The organism is Rhizobium phaseoli (genome assembly GCF_010668805.1).
GTDB classification, from domain to species: Bacteria; Pseudomonadota; Alphaproteobacteria; order Rhizobiales; family Rhizobiaceae; genus Rhizobium; species Rhizobium phaseoli_A.
Window position 1 is genome coordinate 38,347 of the sequence record NZ_WUFT01000018.1, and the last position, 26,218, is coordinate 64,564.

Below are 26,218 nucleotides of genomic sequence, written 5' to 3' on the forward strand. Positions count from 1 at the left end.
AGCAAATTGCTAAGAAGGAAACAGTGCCTGATTCCCGCTTCGTGTTCGTGCTACGAAGCTGGAGGGGCTTATGTGAGGAATACATGACGAAACCGCGTCAGGCCGACGAGTATAACGCACCGCTTGTGGATCGTGGGGGGCGTTCTGGCACGGTTTTGCGCATTCTTCTGCTGGCTCTCGTGCTGATCGCAGCCGCCGGCGGCTTTGTCGTCTTCAAAAGCTCGCTCGATAACGAGGTCGTGCTTGGCGGTCTCGGCGTGCTCGCCATGGTCGGCATCTTTTTCCTGGTCTCCTCGGTCATCGGTTTCATCGAGGTGATGCCGCAGCGCCAGTCCGACAGCCTAGCGCGCGCCTTCCTCAACAGCCATCCGGACGGCACGCTGATCACCGACGAAAAGGGCCGGATCATCTATGCCAATGCCGCCTATGGCGCGCTGACCGGTGCGCGCAAGGCGACCGAGGTGCAGACACTGGAAACCCTGCTGTCGCGCCACCGCGAATCGAACGAGGCACTCTACAGGCTGGTCAACGGCCTGCGCGAGGGTAAGGAAGGCCGGGAGGAATTCCGTCTGTTGCGCGCGGTCGGGCCTGGAAGCAACAGCTCCGGCGCACATTGGTACCGGCTGAAGGCGCGGCTGCTGCAGCCGGAGGAGAGCGGCGGCAAGCCGCTGCAGATCTGGCAGATCACCGACATCACCACCGAGCGCGACGACCAGGAGCGCTTCTTCAAGGAGTTGCAGAACGCGATCGACTATCTCGACCATGCGCCGGCCGGTTTCTTCTCAGCCGGCAGGAAGGGCGAGATTTTCTATCTCAATGCAACACTTGCCGAGTGGCTGAGCCTCGATCTCACCAAGTTCGTGCCGGGCTCGATGACGATCGGCGACGTGGTGGCGGGCGAGGGACTGGCGCTGATCCAATCGGTGCAGGCCGAACCGGGCCTGAAAAAGACCGTGACGCTCGATCTCGACCTGCGCAAGACCAATGGCCAGAGCCTGCCGGTGCAGATCATTCACAGTGTCACCTCGATGCGCGACGGCGCACCCGGCGAAAGCCGGACGATCGTGCTCGGGCGTGAAAAGAGCGAAGCCGGCGGCCAGTCCGCGTCGGCTGCCGCGATGCGGTTCACCCGCTTCTTCAACAACACGCCGATGGCAATCGCCTCGGTCGACGGCGACGGGCGCATCCTGCGGACCAACGCGCCGTTCCTGAAGCTGTTCTCCAGCGTCGTCTCGCGCGACGATCTCGAAAAGGCGCCGCATCTCGAAACCATCGTCCAGGAGAGCGACCGGCCACAGCTGGCTGCGGCGCTGGCGGCGGCCAAGGACCGGCAGGGCGACATCGCGCCCCTCGATACGCGCACGCCGACCGACGAGGCGCGCTATTTCCGCTTCTATGTCAATGCCGTCATAGACCAGAGCGACGAGGCGCCCGAGGAGGCGGCGATCGTCTATGCCGTCGAGGTGACCGAGCAGAAGGCGCTGGAAGCGCAGATGGCCCAGACGCAGAAGATGAATGCTGTCGGCACGCTCGCCGGCGGCATCGCGCATGATTTCAACAATGTGTTGACGGCCATCCTGCTTTCCTCGGACCATCTGCTGCTGCAGGCGCGGCCGGCCGATGCCAGCTTTGCCGACCTGATGGAAATCAAGCGCAACGCCAACCGCGCCGCGGTGCTGGTGCGCCAGCTGCTCGCCTTCTCGCGCAAGCAGACGATGCGGCCCTCGGTGCTCAACCTCACCGATGTCGTCGGCGACCTGCGCATGCTGGTCGACCGGCTGCTCTCCGGCACCAACGTCAAGCTCGACGTGCAATATGGCCGCGACCTTTGGCCTGTCAAAACAGACCTTTCGCAGTTCGAGCAGGTGCTGATCAATCTCTGCGTCAATGCGCGCGATGCGATGCCCGAGGGCGGCACGCTCACGCTGCGGACCCGAAACCTGACTGCTTCAGAGGTCTCCGCCTTCAACTATTCCTACATGCCGGCCGAGGACATGGTGCTGATCGAAGTTGCCGATAACGGCACCGGGATCGCGCCTGAGATCATGGACAAGATCTTCGAGCCCTTCTTCACTACCAAGGATGTCGGCAAGGGCACGGGACTTGGCCTTGCCATGGTCTACGGTATCGTCAAGCAATCGGGCGGCTACATCCAGCCGGAATCCGAAGTCGGCAAGGGCACGACCTTCCGGGTCTTCCTGCCGCGCCACATTCCGGAGCCGGTGGTTGCCGGCGAAGCAGGCTCGATCGACAGCGCCGTCGCCGAGATCGGTATGCGGCCGGAGTCAACGGCGCAGCAGCCGGAGGACCTGACGGGATCGGCGGTCATCCTTCTTGTCGAAGACGAGGAGGCGGTGCGCCGCGGCGGCAAGCGCATGCTGGAAACCCGCGGTTATACCGTGCACGAGGCGGGATCGGGCGTCGAGGCGCTCAACATCATGGAAGAGCTCGACGGCAAGGTCGACATCGTCGTTTCCGACGTGGTGATGCCCGAAATGGACGGCCCGACGCTGCTGCGCGAGCTGCGCAAGATCTATCCCGACATGAAATTCATCTTCGTCTCGGGCTACGCCGAAGATGCCTTCGCCCGCAACTTGCCGCCCGAGGCAAAATTCGGGTTTTTGCCGAAGCCGTTCTCGTTGAAGCAGCTTGCTGTTGTGGTGAAGGAGACGCTGGATAGCTGACGCCCGGTGATTTGCTGGCTGGAGAGGGCTACGTGTGTGGTCCCCTTATGGCCGCAAATCATCTCCCCAAAAGGAGAGTGCTTACGCTTGGCAGGACCATGACCGCGTAATATGGTCTCTGCGATCCGGCAAAAGGAAACTGAGGGGCCGTCCATATATGAAGCACTATGGGTAGCTTCTATCATTGCCTTCCCGTTGATCCTGTTCGGACTTCGGGTCCGGCAGATATATCTGTCATATCGTTGGCGACCTGCAATAGCGCAAATCACGGCCTGCTACACAGGCACCATCGTCGATGTCGATAGTTTATTCGTGGATGCCGAATTTTCTGTCGACGGCGTGTCCTATCACAAGACGGAAATCAATACGCGCCAAATGCGCCGCGCTGGGTTCGAGCCGGGATCTCTTGTTTCCGTATTTGTTAATCCCGATGACCCCCACGACTTGATCCTCAATAAGCGCGATACCAACCTGCTGGATGCTTTGGCGAGGTCCTTTGTTGTACGCTTTTTGCCGACATCATCTCGAAGCGCGTGACCCATCTCCCGCTCATGGGGCGGGACCAGCCCGCCCCATCAAAAATCACTCGCCGAGCGCCACGGCAATCTCCGCCGCAAGTCTCGCATTATTCTCCACCAGGGCAATATTCGTCTTCAGGCTCTGGCCGTCCGTCAGGTCGAAAATGGTCGAGAGCAGATAGGGCGTCACAGCCTTGCCGGTGATTTCGTCGCGCTCGGCGCTGTCCAGCGCCCGCTCAATATAGATTTCCATCTCCTCGCGGGCGATCTCGTCAGCCTCGGGCACCGGGTTGGCAATCAGCATGCCGCCGTCGATGCCGAGCTGTTCGCGCACCGTCTGGAAATTGGCAATGGCGGCCGGGCTGTTCAGTGACAGCGGGCTGCGGATGCCTGAGGAGCGTGACCAGAAGGCGGGGAATTCTTCGCTCTCGTAAGTGACCACGGGGACGCCGCGGGTTTCCAGCACCTCCAGCGTCTTCGGAATGTCGAGGATTGCCTTGGCGCCGGCGCAGACGACGATAACGCCGGTGCGCGCCAGTTCCTCGAGATCGGCGGAGATGTCAAAGCTTTCCTCGGCGCCGCGGTGCACGCCGCCGATGCCGCCTGTGGCAAAAACCCGGATGCCGGCGCGGGCGGCGGCAATCATCGTCGCGGCGACTGTGGTAGCGCCGGTGCGGCGCTCGGCGATCGCGAAGGCGAGATCGGCGCGCGACACCTTCATCACTTCGGTCGCCTTGGCAAGCTGCTCCAGTTCGCCGGCTTCAAGGCCGACATGCAGCGTGCCGTGAATGACGGCGATCGTTGCCGGCACGGCACCCTGTTCGCGAATGATCGTCTCGACGCTGCGGGCCATCTCGATATTGCCGGGATAGGGCATGCCATGGGTGATGATCGTCGATTCCAGCGCCACCAGCGGCGCGCCGCGCTGCTTGGCGCTGGCGACCTCTTTCGAATAGGCGATCGGCAGAAGAGGCGAGATGGGCTTGGTCATGATTTGTCCTGTCGTCGATGGAGCATGATGCCGAAAAGTCTCAGCGGTTTCGGACGACATCACGCTCAACTATTTAATTTCGCCGTTTCAATGCAGAATTCTGACCTTGGGAACAAGGGCAAGCGCCGCATTCAAGAGGTCCGGCGTCAGATTTTCGTTGACGGCGTGCGGCGACTGCACGGTCAGCGTGGCGGCCGCGGTGCCGTGGCGGACGGCTTCCTCGAGCGGCAGACCGGCCATCAAGGCGGCGAGCGTGCCGGCCGCAAGAGAATCGCCGGCACCGGTGACATCGGCGACAGTGTCGGCGATCGGCGGCTGCAGCGTCATGGCGCGGCCCTCGCAAAGTGCGACGAGCTCGCGGCGGCCGCGGGTGACGACGGCGTTCCTGATGCCGATTTCGTTCAGGAGCGGCGGCCAGCCGGCAGCGTCTTCCGGCTGTTCACCGGCAAGGGCGGCGGCCTCGGCCTCATTCAGGAACAGGTAGTCGATATCCCCGATACAGGGTTTCAGCCTGACGACCTTGGCAGGCGAGATGGCGATCGCTGCGACCGGCTTTGCCAGGGAATGGGCCTTGGCAACGATCGCCGCGATCGTCTCTTCCGGCAGGTTGGCGTCGAAAAGAATGAGATCATGGGCGGCGAAGGCCTCCCGTACCCAGCGGATCGACAGACGCCGCGGCACGAAGAAGCGGTAGAGATCCATGTCGGCAAGGGCAATCACCAGATTGCCGTCCTTCTCAATGATCGCCGTATAGCTCGGCGTCTTGCGGTCAAGGAAGACGAAAGGCCGGTCGTCGATGCCGGCGAAATCGGCGGCTTCGCCAACTACCTCGCCGATCGCATCGCCGCCGCGCGGCGAGATCATCGTCACCTGAAAACCAAGCCTTGCGAGATTGCGCGCCGCATTGAAGCCGCCGCCGCCCGGCTCTTCGAACCAGGTCCCGGGATTGCTGGCCCCAGGCGCCGTCTCGCCCAAGATGCGGCCGCGTCTATCGATATGGGCACCGCCGAGAACGAGAATCTTTCTGTTCATTTCAGCCGCTTTCCCGGTGTTGAAAAAGCGAATCGATGCGATGCATTCTGATGGACGCGTGGTGGCATTTCATGCCTAAGCTGTTGCTTTGCATCGATAAAACAAAAATAGAACACGGGTCGTTTTACCTTTTTCTTTCAACTGTTTGATCGCCTATTGTGAGAGTGGAACAAATAGGGTACAAACTCGACATTGCTTGGGCGGCTTCAATAACCTAAAGGTGGATCGGATGTCTCAGAATTCATTGCGGCTGGTAGAGGACAAATCGGTGGACAAAAGCAAAGCGCTTGAAGCGGCACTCTCACAGATAGAGCGGTCGTTCGGCAAGGGCTCGATCATGAAACTCGGCTCCAACGAGAATGTTGTCGAGATCGAGACGATCTCGACCGGCTCGCTTGGCCTCGATATTGCACTTGGCGTCGGTGGTCTGCCGAGGGGCCGTATCGTCGAAATTTACGGGCCGGAAAGCTCGGGTAAGACGACGCTTGCACTGCAGACCATTGCCGAAGCGCAGAAGAAGGGCGGCATCTGCGCCTTCGTCGATGCCGAACATGCGCTCGATCCCGTCTATGCCCGCAAGCTCGGCGTCGATCTGCAGAACCTTCTGATCTCGCAGCCCGATACCGGTGAGCAGGCTCTCGAAATTACCGATACGCTGGTGCGCTCCGGCGCCGTCGACGTTCTCGTCGTCGACTCGGTCGCCGCGCTGACGCCGCGCGCCGAAATCGAAGGCGAGATGGGCGACAGCCTGCCTGGTCTGCAGGCGCGCCTGATGAGCCAGGCGCTGCGCAAGCTCACCGCTTCGATTTCCAAGTCGAACACCATGGTGATCTTCATCAACCAGATCCGCATGAAGATCGGCGTCATGTTCGGTTCGCCGGAAACGACGACGGGCGGCAATGCGCTGAAGTTCTATGCCTCCGTGCGCCTCGACATCCGCCGCATCGGCGCGGTCAAGGAGCGCGAAGAGGTGATCGGCAACCAGACCCGCGTCAAGGTCGTCAAGAACAAGATGGCGCCGCCCTTCAAGCAGGTCGAATTCGACATCATGTATGGCGAGGGCGTTTCCAAGACCGGCGAACTGGTCGATCTCGGCGTCAAGGCCGGCATCGTCGAGAAGTCGGGTGCCTGGTTTTCCTATAACAGCCAGCGTCTCGGCCAGGGCCGCGAAAACGCCAAAACCTTCCTGCGCGACAATCCGGATCTCGCTCGCGAAATCGAGCTGTCGCTGCGCCAGAATGCCGGCTTGATCGCCGATCGCTTCCTGCAGAACGGCGGACCGGATCCCGATGATGGTGATGCTGCCGCGGAGATGTGATCGCGCGGTCAGTTTTTCTCCCAATCCCTTAGAAAATTCAAACCGGCTGCATTCCCTGATCAGAATGCGGCCGGTTTTGTTTGTCTGCTGGACAGTGGCGGAGGCGAACGTTAAAAGCCGATGGATTTAGATTTACCTGCCTCCGGCAGCATTGAAGGGCATAGCATGAGCGGTGTGAACGATATCCGGTCGACATTCCTCGACTATTTCAAGAAGAACGGTCACGAGATCGTCTCGTCGAGCCCGCTCGTGCCGCGCAACGACCCGACGCTGATGTTCACCAATGCCGGCATGGTGCAGTTCAAGAACGTCTTCACCGGCCTTGAGAAACGTCCTTATTCGACGGCAACAACGTCGCAAAAATGCGTGCGCGCCGGCGGCAAGCATAACGACCTCGATAATGTCGGCTATACGGCCCGGCACCTGACCTTCTTCGAAATGCTCGGCAACTTCTCGTTTGGCGACTATTTCAAGGAGAATGCGATCGAGCTTGCCTGGAAGCTGGTCACCGAAGGTTTCGATCTGCCGAAACATCGCCTGCTGGTGACCGTCTATTCCGAAGACGAAGAAGCAGCGACGCTGTGGAAGAAGATTGCAGGCTTCTCCGACGACAAGATCATCCGCATCCCCACCTCGGACAATTTCTGGCAGATGGGCGATACCGGCCCCTGCGGCCCCTGCTCGGAAATCTTCATCGACCAGGGCGAAAACGTCTGGGGCGGCCCTCCCGGTTCGCCGGAGGAGGATGGCGACCGGTTCCTGGAATTCTGGAACCTCGTTTTCATGCAGTTCGAGCAGACGGAGCCTGGGGTTCGCAACCCGCTGCCGCGTCCGTCGATCGATACCGGCATGGGTCTGGAGCGCATGGCCTGCATTCTGCAGGGCACCCAGAGCGTCTTTGATACGGACCTGTTCCGCACGCTGATCGGCACCATCGAGGAGACGATGGGCGTCAAGGCGGAGGGTAGCGCCAGCCATCGCGTCATCGCCGACCACCTGCGCTCGTCGGCCTTCCTGATCGCCGATGGCGTGCTGCCGTCGAATGAAGGTCGCGGCTATGTGCTTCGCCGTATCATGCGCCGCGCCATGCGCCATGCCGAACTGCTCGGCGCCCGCGAGCCGCTGATGTACAAGCTGCTGCCGACGCTGGTGCAGGAGATGGGCCGCGCCTACCCGGAACTGGTGCGCGCCGAAGCTCTGATCTCGGAGACGCTGAAACTCGAAGAAGGCCGGTTCCGCAAGACGCTGGAGCGTGGCCTGTCGCTGCTGTCGGATGCGACCACAGATCTCGGCAAGGGCGACATGCTGGATGGCGAGACCGCCTTCAAGCTCTATGACACTTACGGCTTCCCGCTCGACCTGACGCAGGATGCGTTGCGCGCTCGCGAGATCGGTGTCGATATTTCCGGCTTCACCGATGCCATGCAACGCCAGAAGGCCGAAGCCCGCTCGCACTGGGCCGGTTCCGGCGAGAAGGCGACAGAAACCATCTGGTTCGAGCTCAGGGAAAAGCATGGCGCAACCGAATTCCTGGGTTACGACACCGAAACCGCTGAAGGCGTGGTGCAGGCGATCGTCAAGGACGGCGCCGTCTCTGAAGAAGCCAAGATCGGCGACAAGGTGCAGATCGTCGTCAGCCAGACGCCGTTCTATGGCGAATCCGGTGGTCAGATGGGCGATACCGGCGTCATCTCGTCCGACCACGGCAAGATCGAGATATCAGACACGCAGAAGAGGGGTGAAGGCCTCTTCGTACATTTCGGCGCCGTTATCGAAGGCGCGTTCAAGACCGGGGACGCGGTTGTTCTGACCGTCGATCACGCACGACGCTCGCGGCTGCGTGCCAACCACTCGGCAACGCATCTGTTGCATGAAGCGCTGCGCGAGGTGCTCGGTACCCATGTGGCCCAGAAGGGTTCGCTGGTCGCGCCTGAGCGTTTGCGTTTCGACGTTTCGCATCCGAAGCCAATGTCGGCCGAGGAGCTGAAGATCGTCGAGGATATGGCAAACGAAATCGTGCTGCAGAATTCGCCTGTTACAACCCGGTTGATGAGCGTCGATGATGCAATCGCCGAGGGCGCGATGGCGCTGTTCGGCGAAAAATACGGCGACGAAGTGCGGGTCGTGGCGATGGGCGAGGGTGTGCGCGGCGCCAAGGCCGGCAGGTCCTATTCGATCGAACTCTGCGGCGGCACGCATGTTGGGGCGACCGGCCAGATCGGCCTGATCCGCGTTCTCGGCGAGAGTGCCGTCGGCGCCGGCGTTCGCCGCATCGAGGCCGTCACCGGCGAATCGGCGCGAGAATATCTGGCCGAACAGGACGAACGCGTAAAGGCGCTTGCCACCTCGCTCAAGGTACAGCCGGCCGAAGTTCTGTCGCGCGTCGAAGCGTTGATGGACGAGCGCCGCAAGCTGGAGAAGGAGCTGGCAGACGCCAAGCGCAAGCTCGCCATGGGCGGTGGGCAGGGCGGCTCGGTCGATGCAGTGCGCGAAGTCGCCGGCGTCAAATTCCTCGGCAAGGCGATTTCAGGTGTCGATCCCAAGGATTTGAAGGGTCTTGCCGATGACGGCAAGGCCAGCATCGGCTCCGGCGTCGTCACCCTGATCGGCGTTTCCGACGACGGCAAGGCAAGCGCGGTCGTGGCGGTGACGCCGGATCTCGTGGATCGTTTCAGTGCTGTCGATCTGGTGCGCGTCGCCTCGGCCGCCCTAGGCGGCAAGGGCGGCGGCGGCCGCCCCGACATGGCCCAGGCCGGCGGTCCCGACGGCTCGAAGGCCGACGAGGCGATCGAAGCGGTGGCCCTGGCACTCGCTGGCTGAACTGCCGGTTCATAAGAGAGTTTCGAAAGGCGGAGGCTCAGCTTCCGCCTTTTTCTTTTTCGGTTTGCGCCGGCAACTCCGCAGGATTTGTCAAATCGGGATATGGTTCTCTTTAGCCGATCGATTTGCACGAGGTTTGACATGAACGGCGAAACGGCATGGGCACTGTATGAAAACCGTCTGAGACGGGTTTCTGCCTATATTCACGACCACCTTGATGAGGAGCTGGATATGGAGCGACTTGCCGAGATCGCCTGCATGTCGAGCTATCACTGGCACAGGATCTACCGGGCGATTTACCGCGAGACGCTGGCGGCAACCGTCAAGCGGCTCAGGCTGCATCGCGCGGCGGGCGAGATCGTCCGCACGGAGCTTGCGGTCAGCGAAATTGCGAAGCGATCAGGCTATCCCAATCTCCAATCTTTCAACCGCATCTTCAAGTCGGTCTACGGCATGCCGCCGGCCCGCTACCGGAAAGAGGGAAGCCACACAGCCTTCCAACCCTCACCTAACGGAAAGACCAAAGCCATGTTCGACGTGACCATACGTGAGATCGCACCGACCGAACTGATCGGCGTCGCCCATACCGGCTCTTATATGGAGATCGGCAAGGCCTTCGAGACGTTGTTCGGCACGCTTTACGCCCGCGGACTTGCCAAGCCCGATATGCGGATGATCGGCGTCTATCTCGACGATCCCGACATCGTGCCAGCCGAAAAACTGCGCTCGATCGCCTGTGTCACCGGCGTTTCTGAAGGTCCGACCGAGCCGCCGTTCGAGCGGCGCACAATCGACGGCGGCGACTACGCTGTGCTGCGCCACAAGGGCCCCTATGCCAACATGCACAAGGCCTACCAATGGCTCTATGCCGAATGGCTGCCGAAATCCGGACGGCAGCTAAAAGACAGCGTGATGTTCGAGGAGTATCTTAACAATCCGCGCGACGTGCCGCCAACCGAACTGATGACGGATATTCACATGCCGCTTGCCTGAAAACTGGCATCCCGGCGCGGTCATCTGAGACCCGCGCCGGTGACGATCAGGCGGCCTGCATCGTCTTGCCGGCCTCGTCATCAAGCGCATTGGCGCGCTTGTAGGCCTCACGCTGGCTGATGCGGCCGAAATAGTCGACGAAGGCCTGTCGCTTCTCGATGGAGCCAAAACCGAGGCCCCAGCCGATATGCGAGCCGACATAGACGTCGGCGGCGGTGAAGCGCTCGCCGGCAACATAGGTCGAGCCGGAAACGGCCATTTCGAGCGCGTTCATGACGTCGCCGAAACCGCCGCAGCCGGCCATGCGCAGGCGTTCCGTCGGAATTTCGAAGCCGAGAGCTTTCATCGTCACCGCCGATTCCAGCGGACCGGCGGCAAAGAACATCCAACGGTAATAGCGGGCGCGTTCCTCCGGCCTCGGCGCCAGCGCCTTTTCCGGGAAGGTCTCGGCCAGATAGGCGCAGATCGCCGCACTTTCAGTAACGACGGTGTCGCCGTGGCGGATCGCCGGCACCTTACCCATCGGATTGACCGAGAGATACTCGGGCGCCTTCATGGTTTGGTCAAAGGTCAGCAGTTCGGTGCGATAGGGCTGGCCGATCTCCTCCAGCATCCAGCGCACGATGCGGCCGCGCGACATCGGGTTCGTATAGAATACCAATTCCTCAGTCATGAGATCCTCCCTCGTGTCCCGTTATTCAGCGGCCCGGCCGTTCCCGGGAATTAATAGTGCAGTGAGGCCTTAGTGCAACCCCCGGCTCTTAAAGCGCCTTGCGGTACTGGATGAAACCCGAGCGTTCGGCGATCTTGTCGTAGAGCCGCCGTGCCGTTGCATTCGTTTCGTGCGTCATCCAATAGAGCCGGCCTGCGCCATTCGCGCGGGCGAGATCGGCGACGGCGTCGATCAGTGCTGCACCCGTACCGAGGCCGCGCTGGCTGTTTTCGACATAGAGATCCTGCAGGTAGCAGGTCCATTGCGGCAGCCAGCAGGAGCGGTGAAAGATGGCGTGGACGATACCGACAAGGCGGCCGTCGTCGTCGAGGGCGCCGAGCGCGTGCATCGGTTCGTCCGGATCGTGGAAGCGGTTCCAGGTGAGGTCCGTGGTTTCGGGCGGGATGGCCACTTCATAGAAGCGCTGATAGGCCTCCCACAAGGGGTGCCAAGCGGCGCGGTCCGAAGGCTGCAGCGGTCTTAGGATGGCCGTCATCGTTCGCTCCCAAAATGAAAAACGGCGGAGAATATCCCCGCCGTTTCAATGTTATCGCGAAAGGACTGGCTTACGCCATGGCCTTCTGCAGGTTCTGGTCGATCTTATCGAGGAAAGCGGTGGTCGACAGCCAGGGCTGATCAGGGCCGATCAACAGCGCCAGGTCCTTGGTCATGAAACCGGATTCGACGGTGTCGACGCAGACCTTTTCGAGCGTTGCGGCAAAGCGGGCGAGCTCGGCATTGTCGTCGAGCTTGGCGCGATGGGCGAGGCCGCGGGTCCAGGCGAAGATCGAGGCGATCGAGTTCGTCGAGGTTTCCTGGCCCTTCTGGTGCTGGCGGTAGTGGCGGGTGACGGTGCCGTGAGCGGCTTCGGCTTCGACAGTCTTGCCGTCGGGCGTGAGCAGAACCGAGGTCATCAGGCCGAGCGAGCCGAAGCCCTGGGCAACGGTGTCGGACTGGACGTCGCCATCATAGTTCTTGCAGGCCCAGACATAGCCGCCCGACCACTTGAGCGCCGAGGCGACCATGTCGTCGATCAGACGATGTTCGTAAGTGATGCCGGCTTCCTTGAACTGATCCTTGAATTCAGCCTCGAAGACTTCTTCGAAGATGTCCTTGAAGCGGCCGTCATAGGCCTTGAGGATGGTGTTCTTGGTCGACAGGTAGACCGGCCACTTGCGCATCAGGCCGTACATCATCGAGGCACGGGCGAATTCCCGGATCGATTCGTCCAGGTTGTACATGGCCATGGCGACGCCGGAGCCCGGCGCGTTGAAGACTTCCTTCTCGATGACGGTGCCGTCCTCGCCGACGAACTTGATTGTCAGCTTGCCCTTGCCGGGGAACTTGAAATCGGTGGCGCGGTACTGGTCGCCGAAGGCGTGGCGGCCGACGACGATCGGCTTGGTCCAGCCGGGAACCAGGCGCGGCACGTTTTTGCAGATGATCGGCTCGCGGAAGATGACGCCGCCGAGGATGTTGCGGATCGTGCCGTTCGGGCTCTTCCACATTTCCTTAAGGTTGAATTCCTTGACGCGTGCTTCATCAGGCGTGATCGTCGCGCACTTGATGCCGACGCCGTATTTCTTGATGGCGTTGGCGGCATCGACCGTCACCTGGTCGTTGGTGGCGTCGCGGTTTTCAACGGAGAGGTCGAAATAGTCGATATCGAGGTCGAGATACGGATGGATCAGCTTGTCCTTGATAAGCTGCCAGATGATGCGCGTCATTTCATCGCCGTCGAGATCGGCGACGGGATTGGCGACCTTGATCTTGTTCATGTATCTGCCTCGTTCGAGCTTGAAGGGGGACGGGGTCCCAGGTGGGTGACGTGATGAGGAGCGCTATAGCATTGTGAACCTGGAACGCAAAGCTGCAACGGGTTTCACAATGCGTTTTTGCAGGCATTGCCAAGCGCTCGAATCCGGCTAGTGTCCGCCTTGATTTGCCCGTCCGGAACATTCGACCATGAAGACGATCGCCATTGTTATCGCAAGCCTTATCGCGCTTTCAGGCGCCGCCCATGCGGCCGATGCCACCGCTCCGGTGAAGGAGATCATGGATGCGACCGGGAGCAACTGGGCCGACAACAACAATGATTGGACCGACATCTTCGATGCGAGCCGGCTCGATCATCTCTACAGCAAGGACTTCGTCGCGCGATACCATGCGGCCGCGCAGTTTCCGGCAGCCGATGACGACGGCATATCGCCGTTCGACTATGACGTTATCGTCAACGGCCAGGATGCATGCCCGCTGGAGGACATAACCACAACGGCGGCACCGCCGGTCGATGGCACGACCGAGGTGACGGTGCGCTTCAAGAAGTCCGCCTGCTCGGACGCGCCCGATGCCAAAGACTATACGACCGTTCGTTTCGAGGTGGTCGAGGAGGCTGGCCAGGCGGTGATCGACGATATCGTCACCGAGAATATCGAAACGCAGGCACGTGATTCCCTGAAGGCGACGATGGCGCTGATTGCCAAGGGCCAATAGGCGCGCGACATTGGATTGATGTCGGGTGATTGATGACGGGCGATCGATGTCGGGGATTCGATCCCGGGCGATTGTTCCGATCGGTTCTCCGATGGTTTGATTTCCGCTCTATCGGCGGTATCTGTCGATCCTTGCGTGGCATGAGGGCTCTTGCATTTGTTTTCCGGATTTCAGTTCCGCGACTGGCTGCTTGCCAACGATCCGGCGCTCTCGCGCCTGCGCATGGCATCGCGGGTGACGCTGACGATCGTCCTTTCATTTTTGATCCTGCTTGCCATCAAAGCTCTCATCCTGCCGCTGCCGACCGCGGCTTTCGGCCTCGGCATCGTGCTGTCGATCGAAGGCGGAATCGCCGTTCGCGACAAGGGCAATGCGCGCCAGCTGGTGACGCGGCTCTTCGGTTGTGCGGTGAGCCTTGCCGTCGTCGGGATCGCGGCCGGGCTTGAGGATCGCCGTTTCCTTTCCGATCTCGTCTTCCTGGTGGTGATCGCGCTTGCATCTGCGGGTCGCGTGTTCGGGCCGCGCGGTTTTGCGATCGGCATGTTCGCCTTCACGTCCTATTTCATGGGCGCCTATTTCCGGCCTTCGCTGGTCGATCTGCCTGATGTGGCGATCGGTCCCGTCGTTGCGGTGCTGCTCGGCCATCTGGTGAGGGCGGTGCTGCTGCCCGACGACTGGCGGCGCGACCTGCTGCGCGCACTCGAAAGCGTGCGCGGCCGGATCAACCAGATCCTCTTCAAACTTGCCGCGCTTGCCGGGAGTGCAGAGATTGGCGAAGCCGATCGGCAGGAACTGCGCCAGCTGGAAGACCGGCTGAAGGAGGTGGTGCTGATGGCCGAAACCTTCATCCCGCGCCCGCCGGCAGGCGTCTTCGACGGTGCCGCCGACCCCGCCGCCGAACTGGCGATCCGGCTCTTCGATGCGCATCTTGCCGCCGAGAGCGCGATCGTGCTCAGCTTCCAGAGCCCGCCGCCATTCGCGCTCGTTCACGCCGTGATCGAGGCCGACAAATCGGAACTTGTAAGATTTGAGGGAATGGCCGAAACGATCAGGGATCAGCCGCAAGGCGAAACGGTGAGGGCGCTTCTCTGGCTCGGCGAGGCGCGGCAGCAACTGACGCAGGCGATCGACGAAGGACAGGCCAACGGTTTTTCCGGCATCTATACGGTCAGCGACACGGCGCAATCCCAGCCGATCGACTTTTCATTCGCCAATCCGCTGCTGCGCTTGGCGCTGCAGATTACGGTCGCCTCGGCAATCGCCATGAGCTTCGGCCTGCTCTTGTCGCGCGAACGCTGGTTCTGGGCGGTGCTTGCTTCCTTCCTCGTCTTCACCAACACCAATTCGCGCGGCGACACGGCTATGAGGGCATTGTCGCGCTCGCTCGGTACCGTGTTCGGGATCGCGATCGGCCTTGTGCTGGCAACGCTGCTTTCAGGCGAGCCTGATATCGCCATTCCGGTTGCCGTCGTCTGCATCTTCCTCGCCTTCTATTTCCTGCAGGTTTCCTACGCGACGATGACCTTTTTCATCTCGATCGTGCTCTGCCTGGTCTACGGCATGACCGGTGTGCTGACGCTCGATCTATTGAAGCTGCGCATCGGCGAGACCATGATCGGCGCGGCGGCCGGAACGGCGGTCGCCTTCCTCATCTTCCCCACGCGCACACGCGGCGCGCTCGATGCCGCACTCGCGCGCTGGTTCCAGGCTCTGCGTGAGCTGCTTGGCGCGATCGGCGAGGGCAAGAGCGGTTTCGAGCTGATCGCCCTGTCGCAGAAGATCGATGCCTGCTACCGGGATGTGACGGTGACAGCACGGCCGCTCGGGTCTTCCTGGTCGGTGGTGACCCGGCCGGGCCAGATCCGCCAGACACTGGCGATCTTCCTGTCCTGCACCTACTGGGCGCGCATCCTGGCGAAGAGCTACGACAGGCCGGCAGCGGATGAGACTCTGAAGACCTTGATCGCGGCGGAGCTGGCGATGATCGATACGGCAGCCCGGCGTGGTTCGAGCTGTTTCCTGATCGAGCGCAAGACATCGCGAACGACAGGCCGGCATCTGCCGCTGTCGCGGGAGGGTGCCAGGCTGGGGCTCGAGATGATCGGTTCGGCGTTGGAAAGGCTCTATCCGCAGGCCGACGTCTTGCCGTTTGCGGCGGGCAAGGCTATTGCGCGCTCGAAACAGGGATAAGACCATGGCAGGCACGAACAGCGAGCGTCAACTTCTGGCAGAAGGGCCGGCCATCATTCTGGTCGAGCCGCAGATGGGTGAGAATATCGGCATGGTGGCGCGCGCCATGGCGAATTTCGGTCTTGCCGAACTGCGCCTCGTCAATCCCCGCGACGGCTGGCCGAACGAGAAGGCGCAGGCGACCGCCTCCAAGGCCGATCATGTGATCGCGGCGACCAAGGTCTACGATACGCTGGAGCAGGCGGTCGCCGATCTCAATTTCGTCTATGCGACGACGGCGCGTGAGCGCGACGGCTTCAAGCCGGTCCGCTCGCCGGTCATCGCCGCCGAAACGCTGCGGGCGAGGTTCCGGGCGGGCGAGGGGACCGGGATCCTCTTTGGGCGTGAGCGCTGGGGGCTAACCAATGAGGAGGTGGCGCTTGCCGACGAGATCGTCACCTTTCCCGTCAACCCGGCCTTTGCCTCTTTGAATATCGCCCAGGCCGTGCTGCTGATGTCCTATGAATGGATGAAATCCGGGATGGAGAATATCGGCGCGGTGCCCTTTCAGGCAATGGGACAGACGCCCTCGACCAAGGAACAGCTCTTTGGCCTGTTCGACCAACTGGAAGAGGCGCTCGATGCCCGCGGATATTTCCATCCTGCCGGGAAAAAGCCCAAAATGATCGACAATCTGCGTGCGGTCCTATCTCGCCGGGCTTTCTCGGAGCAGGAAATCAGCGTGTTGCGCGGCGTCATCTCCTCCCTCGACCGTTTCTCGCGCAAGAGCCCGCGCGGCGGCCGGTTCCCGACAGCGGCCAAGGAAACACCGCCTGATGACAGCACCGACGCATGAGCTGAAACCGATCCTCGTCTTCGATTCCGGCATTGGCGGGCTGACCGTCCTGCGGGAAGCGCGCGTGCTGATGCCAGAACGCGGCTTCATCTATGTCGCCGACGATGCCGGCTTTCCCTATGGCGGCTGGGAGGAACAGGCGCTGAAGGAACGGGTGGTCGGGCTTTTCGGCAAGCTGCTGACGGATCACGATCCCGAGGTCTGCATCATTGCCTGCAATACCGCCTTCACGCTTGTTGGAGCCGATCTGCGCGCCGCCTATCCTCAGATGACCTTCATCGGCACCGTGCCGGCGATCAAGCCGGCAGCGGAGCGGACGCGCTCGGGTCTGGTCTCGGTACTCGCAACGCCGGGTACGGTGAAGCGGGCCTATACGCGCGATCTCATCCAGTCCTTCGCGCAGCAATGCCACGTTCGCCTCGTCGGCTCGGAGAACCTGGCGCGGATGGCAGAAGCCTATATTCGCGGCGACGCCGTCTCCGACGAGGCCGTGCTTGCCGAAATCGACCAATGCTTCGTCGAGAAGGACGGTCGGAAGACCGATATCGTCGTGCTTGCCTGCACGCATTATCCTTTCATGGCCAATCTATTCCGGCGGCTTGCGCCCTGGCCGGTCGACTGGCTCGATCCGGCCGAGGCGATCGCGCGCCGCGCCCGCACGCTGGTGCCGCTGGTCGCCGATGCCGTACATCCCGACAATTTCGACTTTGCCGTCTTCACCTCCGGCCAACAGGATTTTGCGACGCGGCGGCTGATGCAGGGTTTCGGGTTGAGGGCGTGAGAGGAATTGTCCTGTGGGTTGGCGAAATCTGGCCCTGAAAATAAGCGCATTCTTTGATAGACGGGGCGCTGCCGTTTCGGAAGAATGGCGCTTCGTTCATGTGAGTCTCTTCGTCGCGAGGATCAGCATTGCAGGTTGGCATCGATATGGGATTGGCGTCCGGCAGCCCGGCGGCGCTCGATATCGAGGAGCTGCTGGCGACCCGTCTGCTGGTGCAGGGCAATTCCGGATCGGGCAAGTCGCATCTGTTGCGCCGCCTGCTCGAACAATCCGCGCAATGGGTGCAGCAGGTCATCATCGATCCCGAGGGTGATTTCGTCACGCTCAGCGACAGGTTCGGCCATGTCGTCGTCGACGGGGAGCGCACCGAGGCGGAATTGGCCGGCATTGCCAACCGTATTCGCCAGCATCGCGTTTCCTGCGTGCTGACGCTCGAAGGTCTCGACATCGAACAGCAGATGCGGGCTGCCGCAGCCTTCCTCAACGGCATGTTCGATGCCGATCGCGAATACTGGTATCCGGTTCTCGTTGTCGTCGACGAGGCGCAGATGTTTGCACCTTCGGTCGGCGGCGACGTCTCGGAAGATGCGCGCAAAATGTCGCTCGGGGCAATGACCAACCTGATGTGCCGGGGCCGCAAGCGCGGGCTTGCCGGCGTCATCGCGACACAGCGGCTCGCCAAACTCGCCAAGAACGTCGCCGCCGAGGCCTCCAACTTCCTGATGGGCCGCACCTTTCTTGATATCGATATGGCACGCGCCGCCGACCTGCTCGGCATGGACCGACGCCAGGCCGAAATGTTCCGCGACTTAAAGCGCGGCAATTTCGTTGCGCTTGGACCGGCTCTTTCTCGCCGACCGCTGCCGATCCAGATCGGCGCGGTGGAAACCTCGGCGCGTTCCTCCAGCCCGAAGCTGATGCCGCTGCCGGATGCACCGCAGGATGTCGAGGACCTGATTTTCACGCCCGATCCGGAGGAGTTTCTCCGTCCGCCGGTGCGCCGCGCGCCGCCGGCGCCGCGGCCAACGACCGACATTCTCGCTGAACTCTCGCGCTCGACGCCTGTGGCATCCGCAGCGCCGGCCGAGGTGAGGGCGAGCCAAATGGAGGTTTCCGCCGAGGAGCGGGAAGAGCGCCTTGCCGGGGTGTTTGCCGAAATACTCGACGATCCCACCTCTGCCTTCCGCACCGATTCGGTGCTCTACCAGGATTTTCTCGTTCGGCTGCGAATGCGGCGCGTGCCGGGACCGCCGATCGCGCTGCCGGATTTCCGTCGGCGTGTGGCAATCTCGCGCTCCGGCGTCGATGCGGAAACCGCAGTGAGCGATTCCTGGGCAACGGCGCTATCGCTGTCATCCAATGTCACCGACGACCTGCAGGGTGTCTTCCTGATGCTCGCCAAGGCGGCCGTCTGCGGCGAGCCATGCCCGTCGGACGCGCGCATTGCGCGCGCCTACGGCACCCATTCCGCCCGCCGTGCGCGGCGCCTGCTCGGGTATTTCGAGGAGCAGGGCAGCATTGTCGTGCACACGGATTTTTCCGGCAAGCGTATCGTGGCTTTCCCCGACATGAATTGCCAGACGGCGCCGGGCGACGCCAACGCGCCCGATACAGGCGATCGGCCGCTGGCTGCGGAATAGTAGCGCTTTCGGGCTTTGCCTCTGTTGACATTTTCATGACGGCCTTCTAAACACCGCCCCAAGCACCGGGCAGCAATGTCCGGTGTTTCATTTGACATGTCCCGTGGATCGTTCCTGTTCGCTAACCGGAACATCCTGTCAGATCTTGCAAGAGATCAGAGGAGGGCGTGTTTCCTTCGCGCGGTTTGGCAACAAACCGGCAGAAACCTTTGAAAGGAAATACGATGAGCAAGCGCGAATCGTCCAAGTACAAAATCGACCGCCGTATGGGCGAAAACATCTGGGGCCGTCCGAAGTCCCCGGTGAACCGCCGCGAATACGGCCCCGGCCAGCACGGCCAGCGCCGCAAGGGCAAGCTTTCGGACTTCGGTGTGCAGCTGCGCGCCAAGCAGAAGCTCAAGGGCTATTACGGTGACCTGCGCGAAAAGCAATTCCGCGCGATCTTCGCCGAAGCCGACCGCCGCAAGGGCGACACCTCTGAAAACCTGATCGGCCTGTTGGAATCGCGTCTCGACGCAATCGTCTATCGCGCCAAGTTCGTTCCGACGGTCTTTGCTGCCCGTCAGTTCGTCAACCACGGCCACGTCACCGTCAACGGTGTGCGCGTCAACATCGGTTCCTACCGCTGCAAGGCCGGCGACGTCATCGAAGTTCGCGAAAAGTCGAAGCAGCTGGTGACCGTTCTGGAAGCCGTGAGCCTCGCCGAGCGCGACGTTCCGGACTATATCGAAGCCGATCACCACAAGATGGTTGCTACCTTCGGCCGCGTCCCGACGCTCAGCGACGTTCCGTTCCCGGTCGTCATGGAACCGCAACTGGTCGTCGAATTTTATTCGCGTTAATAAAACCAGGCGTTTTCGCATATGGAAAAGCCGCTCTTTCGGGCGGCTTTTTTGTTATCCGGAGAGAAGCGATGGCGGATTTGCAGGCGACCCTCGATAGTATCTACAGCGATATCCTGCCGCGCATCGGCGAGGGTAAGGTCGCAGACTATATTCCCGAGCTTGCCAAGGTCGATCCGAAGCAGTTCGGCATGGCGATCGTCACCGTCGACGGCAAGGTCTATCGCGTCGGCGATGCCGATATCGCCTTTTCGATCCAGAGCATATCGAAGGTCTTCATGTTGACGTTGGCGCTCGGCAAAGTCGGCGAGGGACTCTGGAAGCGCGTCGGGCGCGAACCTTCCGGATCGGCTTTCAATTCGATCGTCCAGCTCGAGCACGAGGGCGGCATCCCCCGCAATCCCTTCATCAATGCCGGCGCGATCGCCGTCAGCGACGTCGTCATGGCCGGCCATGCGCCGCGCGAGGCAATCGGCGAGCTGCTGCGCTTCGTGCGCTATCTCGCCGATGACGAGTCGATCAGCATCGATGACAGGGTGGCGCGCTCGGAGACGCAGACGGGATATCGCAATGTCGCGCTTGCCAACTTCATGCGCGCCTACCGCAATCTCGACCATCCTGTCGACCATGTGCTCGGCGTCTATTTCCATCAATGCGCCCTGTCGATGAGCTGCGAGCAGCTGGCCCGCGCCGGCCTGTTCCTGGCGGCGCGCGGCAGCAATCCGATGACCGGCCATTCGGTGGTCTCGCCGAAGCGGGCGCGGCGCATCAATGCGCTGATGTTGACCTGCGGCCATTACGATGGCTCGGGCGACTTTGCCTATCATGTCGGCCTGCCCGGAAAGAGCGGCGTCGGCGGCGGCATCTTCGCGGTGGCGCCGGGCATTGCCTCTATCGCGGTCTGGTCGCCGGGGCTGAACAAAGTCGGCAACTCGCAGCTCGGTGCCGTGGCGCTGGAGATGCTGGCGGCACGCACCGGCTGGTCAGTTTTCGGCGATTGACGCTGTGTTACCGAACTCGTTTCTGCTAAGGCAGATAGATCTCGATAGGACGACGCAATGAATATCGCAGCCAATATCGCCGACGAGTTGGAGAGTGGCGAGGCCGACATTGGCGGCCATGCGCCTTTTGCCGATGCGCCGCGCTCGGTCTCCTTCAACAAGCTGCGCAAGCGGCTGCTCAGGCAGGTGCGCCAGGCCTTCGACGATTTCGACATGCTGAAAGGGCAGAGACGCTGGCTGGTCGGTCTTTCCGGAGGCAAGGACTCTTATGGGCTGTTGGCGCTGCTGCTCGATCTCAAATGGCGCGGGCTGCTGCCGGTCGAGCTCATTGCCTGCAATCTCGACCAGGGGCAGCCGAATTTTCCCAAACATGTGCTGCCGGATTATCTGACGAAGATCGGCGTCCGGCACCGGATCGAATATCGCGACACCTATTCGATCGTGAAGGAGAAGGTGCCGGAAGGGGCGACCTATTGCTCGCTCTGTTCGCGGCTGCGCCGCGGCAATCTTTACCGCGTCGCCCGCGAAGAGGGCTGCGACGCTTTGGTGCTCGGCCACCACCGCGAGGACATTCTCGAAACCTTCTTCATGAACTTTTTCCACGGTGGACGGCTTGCCTCGATGCCGGCGAAGCTTCTGAATGACGAGGGCGACCTGATGGTGCTGCGGCCGCTCGCCTATGCCGCCGAGGACGACCTGGCGAAATTTGCCGCCGCCATGCAGTTTCCGATCATTCCCTGCGATCTCTGCGGCTCGCAGGACGGGCTGCAGCGCAATGCAATGAAAGATATGCTCGCCGATATCGAGCGGCGCATGCCAGGCCGTAAGGATACGATGCTGCGGGCGCTTTCACATGTGAACCCATCGCATCTGCTCGATCCAAAAATTTTCGACTTTTCCGCCCTTGGTGTCACCGATCCTTCATAAAAGTCCGGCTAAGCAGCTGGCTATTATATGAAGAGCAGGATTTCGCATGAGCATTTCAGATCAGGATATTCTCTTTCTCGGCGATTGCCTCAAGGAGGCAGCGCGCGCTGAAATCATGCCGCGTTTCCGCAATCTCGGCACTGCCGATGTTTCGGAGAAGACCTCGGCAATCGATCTGGTGACGCAGGCGGACCTGCTTGCCGAACACAGGATTACCGCGACGCTGAAAGAGCGCTTTCCCGCGGCGCTTATCGTCGGTGAGGAAGCCTATGACGCCGACCGGTCCGTCGTGCCGGCACTTGCCGATGCCGAACTTGCCTTCGTTATCGACCCTGTCGACGGCACCTTCAATTTCGCCGCCGGGCTTCCTGTCTTCGGGACGATCCTTGCGGTGACAGTCAGGGGTGAAACCGTCGCCGGCATCATTCACGATCCCGTTCTCGGCGATACCGTGACAGCGATCAAGGGCGCGGGCGCCTTTCTGACGCGGCAGGATGGGCAGTCGACAAAGTTGAAGGTGGCGGAACCTGCTTCCTTGAACCAGATGGTCGGCGGCATCTCGTGGGGGCATATGGATGATCCGGATCGTTCGCGCATCTCGGCCAACATGGCAAAGATCAAAATGACCTTTGCTTTCAACTGCTCGGCCTATGAATATTGGATGGTCGCCTCCGGCAAGCTGCATTTCATCGGCCATGCCAAGCTGATGCCCTGGGATCACCTGGCCGGCGTGCTCGCGCATCAGGAGGCCGGCGGCCATACGGCGAAATTCGACGGCACGCCCTATCGCCCCGGCGAGACCGCGGGCGGCATCATTTCTGCGCCCGATAAGGAAAGTTGGCAGTTGATCCGGCGCGAGATCATCGGCAACTGATGTAAGGCCTTTCCCAAAAGGCCGGACCGAAAGGATTTGACATGACTGCGATTGTCGACGTGGCCGTTCTTGCCGACCTGCTGCGCCGCGCGGCGAAAGCGGAGATCCTGCCGCGCTTCCGTCGGCTCCGCCAGGATGAGGTGCGCGCCAAGAGCGAGGCGACCGATCTCGTCACCGAGGCCGACGAGCAGGCCGAGCGGATGATCAAGACGGAAGCCGCACAGCTCTGGCCAGGCGCGCTGTTCGTCGGCGAGGAATCGGTCGCGGCCGACCCGGCGCTGCTCGGCAGGCTTGCCGATGCCGATCTGGCGATCGTCGTCGATCCGGTCGACGGCACGTTCAATTTCGCCTCAGGCATCCCGGCGTTCGGCGTCATGGCCGCGGTCATATCAGGCGGCGAGACCATTGCCGGCATCATCTACGATCCGATGGGCGACGACTGGGTGATGGCGGAAAAGGGCGGCGGCGCCTGGCTGCGCCGGCCGGATGGCGAGGCGCAGCGGCTGCGCGTGGCCGAGCCTGTCGCGCTCGAGCAGATGGTCGGCATGGCCTCGACCGGCTACCTGCCGCAGGAGAAGCGGGCCGAGGTGCTCGGCAATCTCGCCAAAGTGCGCTTCCTCACCAATTACCGCTGCGCCGCTCACGAATACCGCACCTTTGCCGGCGGCCATGTGCATTACCTGATGTACAACAAGCTGATGCCCTGGGATCACCTGGCCGGCACGCTGATTTCGCAGGAGGCAGGCGCCCATGCGGCGCGCGTCGACGGTTCGCCCTACCTGCCGCATCATCTCGATGGCGGGCTGCTGATTGCCCCCGACAAGGCCTCGTGGGACGTGCTGCGGCGTGAGGTCTTCACGGTCTGAAGGCATGAAAGGCCCGCTGCGGCATTTGTTCCACTTTGCCGAAAATTATCCGCAGAGCTTCTCCATGAGGAAGTTCTCCAGGCTCTGCCCGCGTTTCTCGACGATCTGCTTCGTAACCACCCGGAAGCCTTTGCGCTCGAAGAACGGTCGGGCCGTTCGGCTGGCTTCCGTATAGATTCGGCCAAAGCCGAGCGTCAGCGCTTCATCCTCGACCCTGCGCAACAGACGGCTTGCGATGCCGAGCCCTTGAAACTCGGGGTGCACGAACATCATGTCCAGGCAGCCGTCGCCAGTCAGATCCGAAAATCCTGCGGGCTTTCCGTCAAATTCCGCCATCCAGGCAGGCCTGCTGATCCTTCGCTCCGCCCATCTGTTCCGATCCTCGACATTTGCCCAGGCATCGATCTCAGTCGCTGAATAGTCCTTCGACGAGATTTCTCGGATGGCCCGCAGGAAAATGTCAATCGTTGCGCCCACGTCGCCTGGCGCGTAGGCCCTGATCAGAATTCTGTCGTTCATCGAGAATGCCTTTCACGCACACTTACGCTACAGGATCGCGAGAATTTGTTCCCACGCTTGCCGCCCTAATTCGGCATCGGCTTCATCACTTCCACCGTGAGCACGCAACGACGATCGGGGCGTGGTTTCGCCTGGTAGCAGAATGCGGTGGCCCGCATTTTTTCCGAGGACAAGCTCCGTAGCTAGGCCTGAGTCCGCGCGCCTTTGTACAATCGATGCGGCAAATCTGTCCGACGGCCAAAGGGCGTCATCGGATCCCGCTACAAGCAGAATTCGAGCATTGGTTCTCTCCAAGGGAATAGCCGCTGCCTCGATCTCGGATTGGTGCACATGGAGACATCGTTCAAACAGGCCGCGATAGGCGACGAGCCCGTCCCTGTATTCGCGCACCCAATCAGGGTCGGACGGTACGAAGGGAAGCGGCCTGCCTTGCAAAGTCCAGGACGAGCGTTCCGGCCAGTTGACGCCATCAGGACCCGGACCGATATTTCCCCATACGACTGAAGACGGGCTCATTGCGACGACTGCGCTGATGCGTGGATCGTGGACCGCCGCAAGCAGCGCGGCTTCGGCGCCTTTCGAGGTTCCGAGCAGGACGATGCGTTTGCAGCCGAGTTCCACGAGATAGTCGATGGCTGAGAAGAAGGTTTCCAGCGGCACCTCGCAAATGCCCGGCACCTGACCTTCGCCGCCGAACCAGCGAAGGGCAATTGCCGTTACGCCTCGGCTGGCAAACAACCTGGCGCGGGCCGTATCGACCCGGCCGCTGGAGCCGGCAAGCACTACGACGCCGGTGCCATTGTCCGGTTCGGAATGAAAGACCTCGCCCTGCAGTTCCGGAGGGAGACGGTGATGTTCTGTATCCAAAACCAAGCCCTCCGCTTAGGTCAGAAGTGGGCGGCACCCGGATCGAGCTGCGGGCTGTCGCCGGGATGGGTGAAGAGCTTGCCGTTCTCCGCCCAGAGTGTGGCCGCGATCGTCACCGCGCCAAAGAGCGCGAAGCCGCCGAAGAGCGGCTGCACCGTGCCGTTGAACATCTGGCCGACCAGGCCGCCGAGGATGGCGCCTGCTGTCGTCGAGACGAAGCCGGTGATGGCGGTGGCGGTGCCGGCGAGATTGCCCATCGGCTCGAGGCTGATGGCGGTGAAATTGGTGGCGATCACGGCAAACATCATCAGCACGATGGTAAAGATGCCATAGGCGATGGCGAAATCCGGCTTGCCGGCCAGCGAATAGAAGAAGCCTGCGGCCGACAGCGCCGTGAAGATCAGCAAAGCGGCGTGCGAGATGCGGCGCATGCCGAATTTGCGGACGAAGAAGCCGTTGGCGAAATTGGCCACAGCGATGCCGCCGGCGGTCGCCGCAAAGGCGATCGGTAGCCAGTCTCCAAGGCCATAGACCTCGCCGAACACCTGCTGCACCGAGATCACGTAAGCGCTGATGACGCCGGTAAACATGGTAAGACCGATCATGTAGCCGCAGGTGATGCGGTTGGTAAGCACGGTCTTGAAGCCGTCGACGACAGAGCCGACCGACAGCGGCAGCCGCTCTTCCGGCGGCAGCGATTCTTTCAGCCGCAGAAAAGCCCAGACGAAGAGGATCATGGCGATGATGCCGAGCAGGATGAAGATCCAGTGCCAGTTGGCATAGAGGATGATGAGTTGGCCGACGGAAGGGGCAACGATCGGTACGATCATGAAGACAATCATCACATAGGACATGACACGGGCCATCTCGCGGCCGCCGAAGCAGTCGCGCACCATGGCCATGGTTGTGATGCGCACGGCCGCACCCCCGATACCCTGGACGAAACGCATGATGAGCAGCATTTCGAAGCTGCCGGTCGCTGCGGCGGCCAGCATTCCAAAGACGTAGCAGGCCAGGCCGCCGAGCAGGATGTTTCGGCGGCCGAACGTATCCGAAAGGCTGCCGAAGAATATCTGCGAGACGCCGAAGCCCAGGAAGAACACGCCGATAATCAGCTGCGCGTCGTTGGGATTGGTGACGCCGAGGGAATGGCCGATATTGGGCAATGCCGGCAGCATGCTGTCGATCGCCATGGCGACGCTGGCAGTCATGAGGGCGATGGTGACGACGAATTCGCCAAAGCCCATGCCGATGCGGCGAGAGCCCTGGTTTTCCTGGTGCGGCTTATGCGGCGGCGTCATGTGGTGAAATCCCG

At 61.6% G+C, this 26,218-nt stretch carries 23 protein-coding genes; 15 read left to right on the forward strand and 8 right to left on the reverse strand.

The features are described from left to right. Positions 1-83: 83 nt before the first annotated feature. Positions 84-2,684: a cell cycle histidine kinase CckA gene (gene cckA / locus GR197_RS24420; protein WP_164014202.1), complete on the forward strand. Its 2,601-nt coding sequence runs from the start codon at positions 84-86 to the stop codon at positions 2,682-2,684. Between the two features lie 111 nt (positions 2,685-2,795). Continuing rightward, complete coding sequence (locus GR197_RS24425) at positions 2,796-3,221, forward strand: DUF3592 domain-containing protein (RefSeq protein ID WP_164014204.1); 426 nt, start codon at positions 2,796-2,798, stop codon at positions 3,219-3,221. Between the two features lie 45 nt (positions 3,222-3,266). Here the strand turns inward: GR197_RS24425 and GR197_RS24430 are convergent, their stop codons facing one another. Together GR197_RS24430 and GR197_RS24435 are read right to left on the reverse strand one after the other, a co-directional pair. Further along, a complete protein-coding gene (locus tag GR197_RS24430; protein WP_164014206.1) occupies positions 3,267-4,193 on the reverse strand; it encodes a pseudouridine-5'-phosphate glycosidase in 927 nt (308 codons plus the stop codon). An 87-nt stretch (positions 4,194-4,280) separates the two neighbouring features. Further along, complete coding sequence (locus tag GR197_RS24435; protein WP_164014208.1) at positions 4,281-5,225, reverse strand: carbohydrate kinase family protein; 945 nt, start codon at positions 5,223-5,225, stop codon at positions 4,281-4,283. A gap of 229 nt (positions 5,226-5,454) precedes the next feature. Here GR197_RS24435 and recA point away from each other — a divergent pair, with 229 nt between their 5' ends. The 3 genes from recA to GR197_RS24450 all read left to right on the forward strand — a co-directional run bounded on the left by recA (position 5,455) and on the right by GR197_RS24450 (position 10,356). Then, on the forward strand, positions 5,455-6,543 hold the full coding sequence (recA, locus tag GR197_RS24440; RefSeq protein ID WP_164014210.1) for a recombinase RecA: 1,089 nt from the start codon (positions 5,455-5,457) through the stop codon (positions 6,541-6,543). Between the two features lie 165 nt (positions 6,544-6,708). Next, on the forward strand, positions 6,709-9,363 hold the full coding sequence (gene alaS, locus GR197_RS24445) for an alanine--tRNA ligase (protein WP_164014212.1): 2,655 nt from the start codon (positions 6,709-6,711) through the stop codon (positions 9,361-9,363). A gap of 141 nt (positions 9,364-9,504) precedes the next feature. After that, positions 9,505-10,356: an AraC family transcriptional regulator gene (locus tag GR197_RS24450; RefSeq protein ID WP_164014214.1), complete on the forward strand. Its 852-nt coding sequence runs from the start codon at positions 9,505-9,507 to the stop codon at positions 10,354-10,356. Between the two features lie 46 nt (positions 10,357-10,402). Here the strand turns inward: GR197_RS24450 and GR197_RS24455 are convergent, their stop codons facing one another. The 3 genes from GR197_RS24455 to GR197_RS24465 form a co-directional block, all read right to left on the reverse strand. Further along, positions 10,403-11,029: a glutathione S-transferase family protein gene (locus GR197_RS24455; protein ID WP_164014215.1), complete on the reverse strand. Its 627-nt coding sequence runs from the start codon at positions 11,027-11,029 to the stop codon at positions 10,403-10,405. An 88-nt stretch (positions 11,030-11,117) separates the two neighbouring features. After that, positions 11,118-11,564, reverse strand: coding sequence for a GNAT family N-acetyltransferase (locus GR197_RS24460; protein WP_164014217.1), 447 nt, complete (start codon positions 11,562-11,564; stop codon positions 11,118-11,120). A gap of 70 nt (positions 11,565-11,634) precedes the next feature. After that, positions 11,635-12,846, reverse strand: coding sequence for an NADP-dependent isocitrate dehydrogenase (locus GR197_RS24465; protein ID WP_164014219.1), 1,212 nt, complete (start codon positions 12,844-12,846; stop codon positions 11,635-11,637). 187 nt (positions 12,847-13,033) lie between these two features. Here GR197_RS24465 and GR197_RS24470 point away from each other — a divergent pair, with 187 nt between their 5' ends. The 10 genes from GR197_RS24470 (at position 13,034) to GR197_RS24515 (ending at position 23,517) form a co-directional block, all read left to right on the forward strand. Next, a complete protein-coding gene (locus GR197_RS24470) occupies positions 13,034-13,561 on the forward strand; it encodes a hypothetical protein (protein ID WP_164014221.1) in 528 nt (175 codons plus the stop codon). Between the two features lie 150 nt (positions 13,562-13,711). After that, complete coding sequence (locus GR197_RS24475) at positions 13,712-15,751, forward strand: FUSC family protein (RefSeq protein ID WP_204330371.1); 2,040 nt, start codon at positions 13,712-13,714, stop codon at positions 15,749-15,751. Between the two features lie 4 nt (positions 15,752-15,755). Beyond that, positions 15,756-16,586, forward strand: a complete 831-nt coding sequence (locus GR197_RS24480) for an RNA methyltransferase (protein ID WP_164014223.1) — start codon at positions 15,756-15,758, stop codon at positions 16,584-16,586. Further along, positions 16,567-17,367 (forward strand): glutamate racemase, encoded by an 801-nt coding sequence (murI, locus tag GR197_RS24485; protein WP_164014225.1) that lies wholly within the window; start codon positions 16,567-16,569, stop codon positions 17,365-17,367. Before GR197_RS24480 ends, murI begins: the two co-directional genes overlap by 20 nt. Positions 17,368-17,495: 128 nt before the next feature. Beyond that, positions 17,496-19,007, forward strand: coding sequence for an ATP-binding protein (locus GR197_RS24490; RefSeq protein WP_164014227.1), 1,512 nt, complete (start codon positions 17,496-17,498; stop codon positions 19,005-19,007). Between the two features lie 224 nt (positions 19,008-19,231). Beyond that, on the forward strand, positions 19,232-19,849 hold the full coding sequence (gene rpsD / locus GR197_RS24495) for a 30S ribosomal protein S4 (protein WP_164014229.1): 618 nt from the start codon (positions 19,232-19,234) through the stop codon (positions 19,847-19,849). A gap of 71 nt (positions 19,850-19,920) precedes the next feature. Next, entirely contained in the window at positions 19,921-20,850 is a 930-nt protein-coding gene (locus GR197_RS24500; RefSeq protein WP_164014231.1) for a glutaminase, read from the forward strand. A 57-nt stretch (positions 20,851-20,907) separates the two neighbouring features. Continuing rightward, positions 20,908-21,777, forward strand: a complete 870-nt coding sequence (gene ttcA / locus GR197_RS24505) for a tRNA 2-thiocytidine(32) synthetase TtcA (protein ID WP_164014233.1) — start codon at positions 20,908-20,910, stop codon at positions 21,775-21,777. A 46-nt stretch (positions 21,778-21,823) separates the two neighbouring features. Further along, positions 21,824-22,651 carry an inositol monophosphatase family protein gene (locus GR197_RS24510; protein WP_164014235.1) on the forward strand — a complete coding sequence of 276 codons (828 nt, stop codon included), beginning with the start codon at positions 21,824-21,826 and terminating at the stop codon, positions 22,649-22,651. Between the two features lie 41 nt (positions 22,652-22,692). After that, entirely contained in the window at positions 22,693-23,517 is an 825-nt protein-coding gene (locus tag GR197_RS24515) for an inositol monophosphatase family protein (RefSeq protein ID WP_164014237.1), read from the forward strand. 45 nt (positions 23,518-23,562) lie between these two features. Here the strand turns inward: GR197_RS24515 and GR197_RS24520 are convergent, their stop codons facing one another. Genes GR197_RS24520 through GR197_RS24530 form a run of 3 tightly spaced genes read right to left on the reverse strand, consistent with a single transcriptional unit; the run spans position 23,563 to position 26,204 of the window. Then, positions 23,563-24,036, reverse strand: a complete 474-nt coding sequence (locus GR197_RS24520) for a GNAT family N-acetyltransferase (RefSeq protein WP_164014239.1) — start codon at positions 24,034-24,036, stop codon at positions 23,563-23,565. 27 nt (positions 24,037-24,063) lie between these two features. Then, on the reverse strand, positions 24,064-24,903 hold the full coding sequence (locus tag GR197_RS24525) for an acyl-CoA thioester hydrolase/BAAT C-terminal domain-containing protein (protein ID WP_164014240.1): 840 nt from the start codon (positions 24,901-24,903) through the stop codon (positions 24,064-24,066). Positions 24,904-24,923: 20 nt separating this feature from the next. Then, positions 24,924-26,204, reverse strand: a complete 1,281-nt coding sequence (locus GR197_RS24530) for a multidrug effflux MFS transporter (RefSeq protein ID WP_164014242.1) — start codon at positions 26,202-26,204, stop codon at positions 24,924-24,926. Between the last annotated feature and the right edge of the window lie 14 nt (positions 26,205-26,218).

Coding starts and splice junctions, on each gene's coding strand:
- GR197_RS24450 (WP_164014214.1), top strand. CDS start 9,505: ATGAACGGCGAAACGGCATGGGCACTGTATGAAAACCGTCTGAGACGG.
- GR197_RS24530 (WP_164014242.1), bottom strand. CDS start 26,204: ATGACGCCGCCGCATAAGCCGCACCAGGAAAACCAGGGCTCTCGCCGC.
- GR197_RS24500 (WP_164014231.1), top strand. CDS start 19,921: ATGGCGGATTTGCAGGCGACCCTCGATAGTATCTACAGCGATATCCTG.
- ttcA (WP_164014233.1), top strand. CDS start 20,908: ATGAATATCGCAGCCAATATCGCCGACGAGTTGGAGAGTGGCGAGGCC.
- GR197_RS24460 (WP_164014217.1), bottom strand. CDS start 11,564: ATGACGGCCATCCTAAGACCGCTGCAGCCTTCGGACCGCGCCGCTTGG.
- GR197_RS24455 (WP_164014215.1), bottom strand. CDS start 11,029: ATGACTGAGGAATTGGTATTCTATACGAACCCGATGTCGCGCGGCCGC.
- GR197_RS24425 (WP_164014204.1), top strand. CDS start 2,796: ATGGTCTCTGCGATCCGGCAAAAGGAAACTGAGGGGCCGTCCATATAT.
- alaS (WP_164014212.1), top strand. CDS start 6,709: ATGAGCGGTGTGAACGATATCCGGTCGACATTCCTCGACTATTTCAAG.
- GR197_RS24480 (WP_164014223.1), top strand. CDS start 15,756: ATGGCAGGCACGAACAGCGAGCGTCAACTTCTGGCAGAAGGGCCGGCC.
- GR197_RS24435 (WP_164014208.1), bottom strand. CDS start 5,225: ATGAACAGAAAGATTCTCGTTCTCGGCGGTGCCCATATCGATAGACGC.
- GR197_RS24515 (WP_164014237.1), top strand. CDS start 22,693: ATGACTGCGATTGTCGACGTGGCCGTTCTTGCCGACCTGCTGCGCCGC.
- GR197_RS24520 (WP_164014239.1), bottom strand. CDS start 24,036: ATGAACGACAGAATTCTGATCAGGGCCTACGCGCCAGGCGACGTGGGC.
- cckA (WP_164014202.1), top strand. CDS start 84: ATGACGAAACCGCGTCAGGCCGACGAGTATAACGCACCGCTTGTGGAT.
- GR197_RS24430 (WP_164014206.1), bottom strand. CDS start 4,193: ATGACCAAGCCCATCTCGCCTCTTCTGCCGATCGCCTATTCGAAAGAG.
- GR197_RS24465 (WP_164014219.1), bottom strand. CDS start 12,846: ATGAACAAGATCAAGGTCGCCAATCCCGTCGCCGATCTCGACGGCGAT.
- GR197_RS24510 (WP_164014235.1), top strand. CDS start 21,824: ATGAGCATTTCAGATCAGGATATTCTCTTTCTCGGCGATTGCCTCAAG.
- recA (WP_164014210.1), top strand. CDS start 5,455: ATGTCTCAGAATTCATTGCGGCTGGTAGAGGACAAATCGGTGGACAAA.
- murI (WP_164014225.1), top strand. CDS start 16,567: ATGACAGCACCGACGCATGAGCTGAAACCGATCCTCGTCTTCGATTCC.
- GR197_RS24470 (WP_164014221.1), top strand. CDS start 13,034: ATGAAGACGATCGCCATTGTTATCGCAAGCCTTATCGCGCTTTCAGGC.
- rpsD (WP_164014229.1), top strand. CDS start 19,232: ATGAGCAAGCGCGAATCGTCCAAGTACAAAATCGACCGCCGTATGGGC.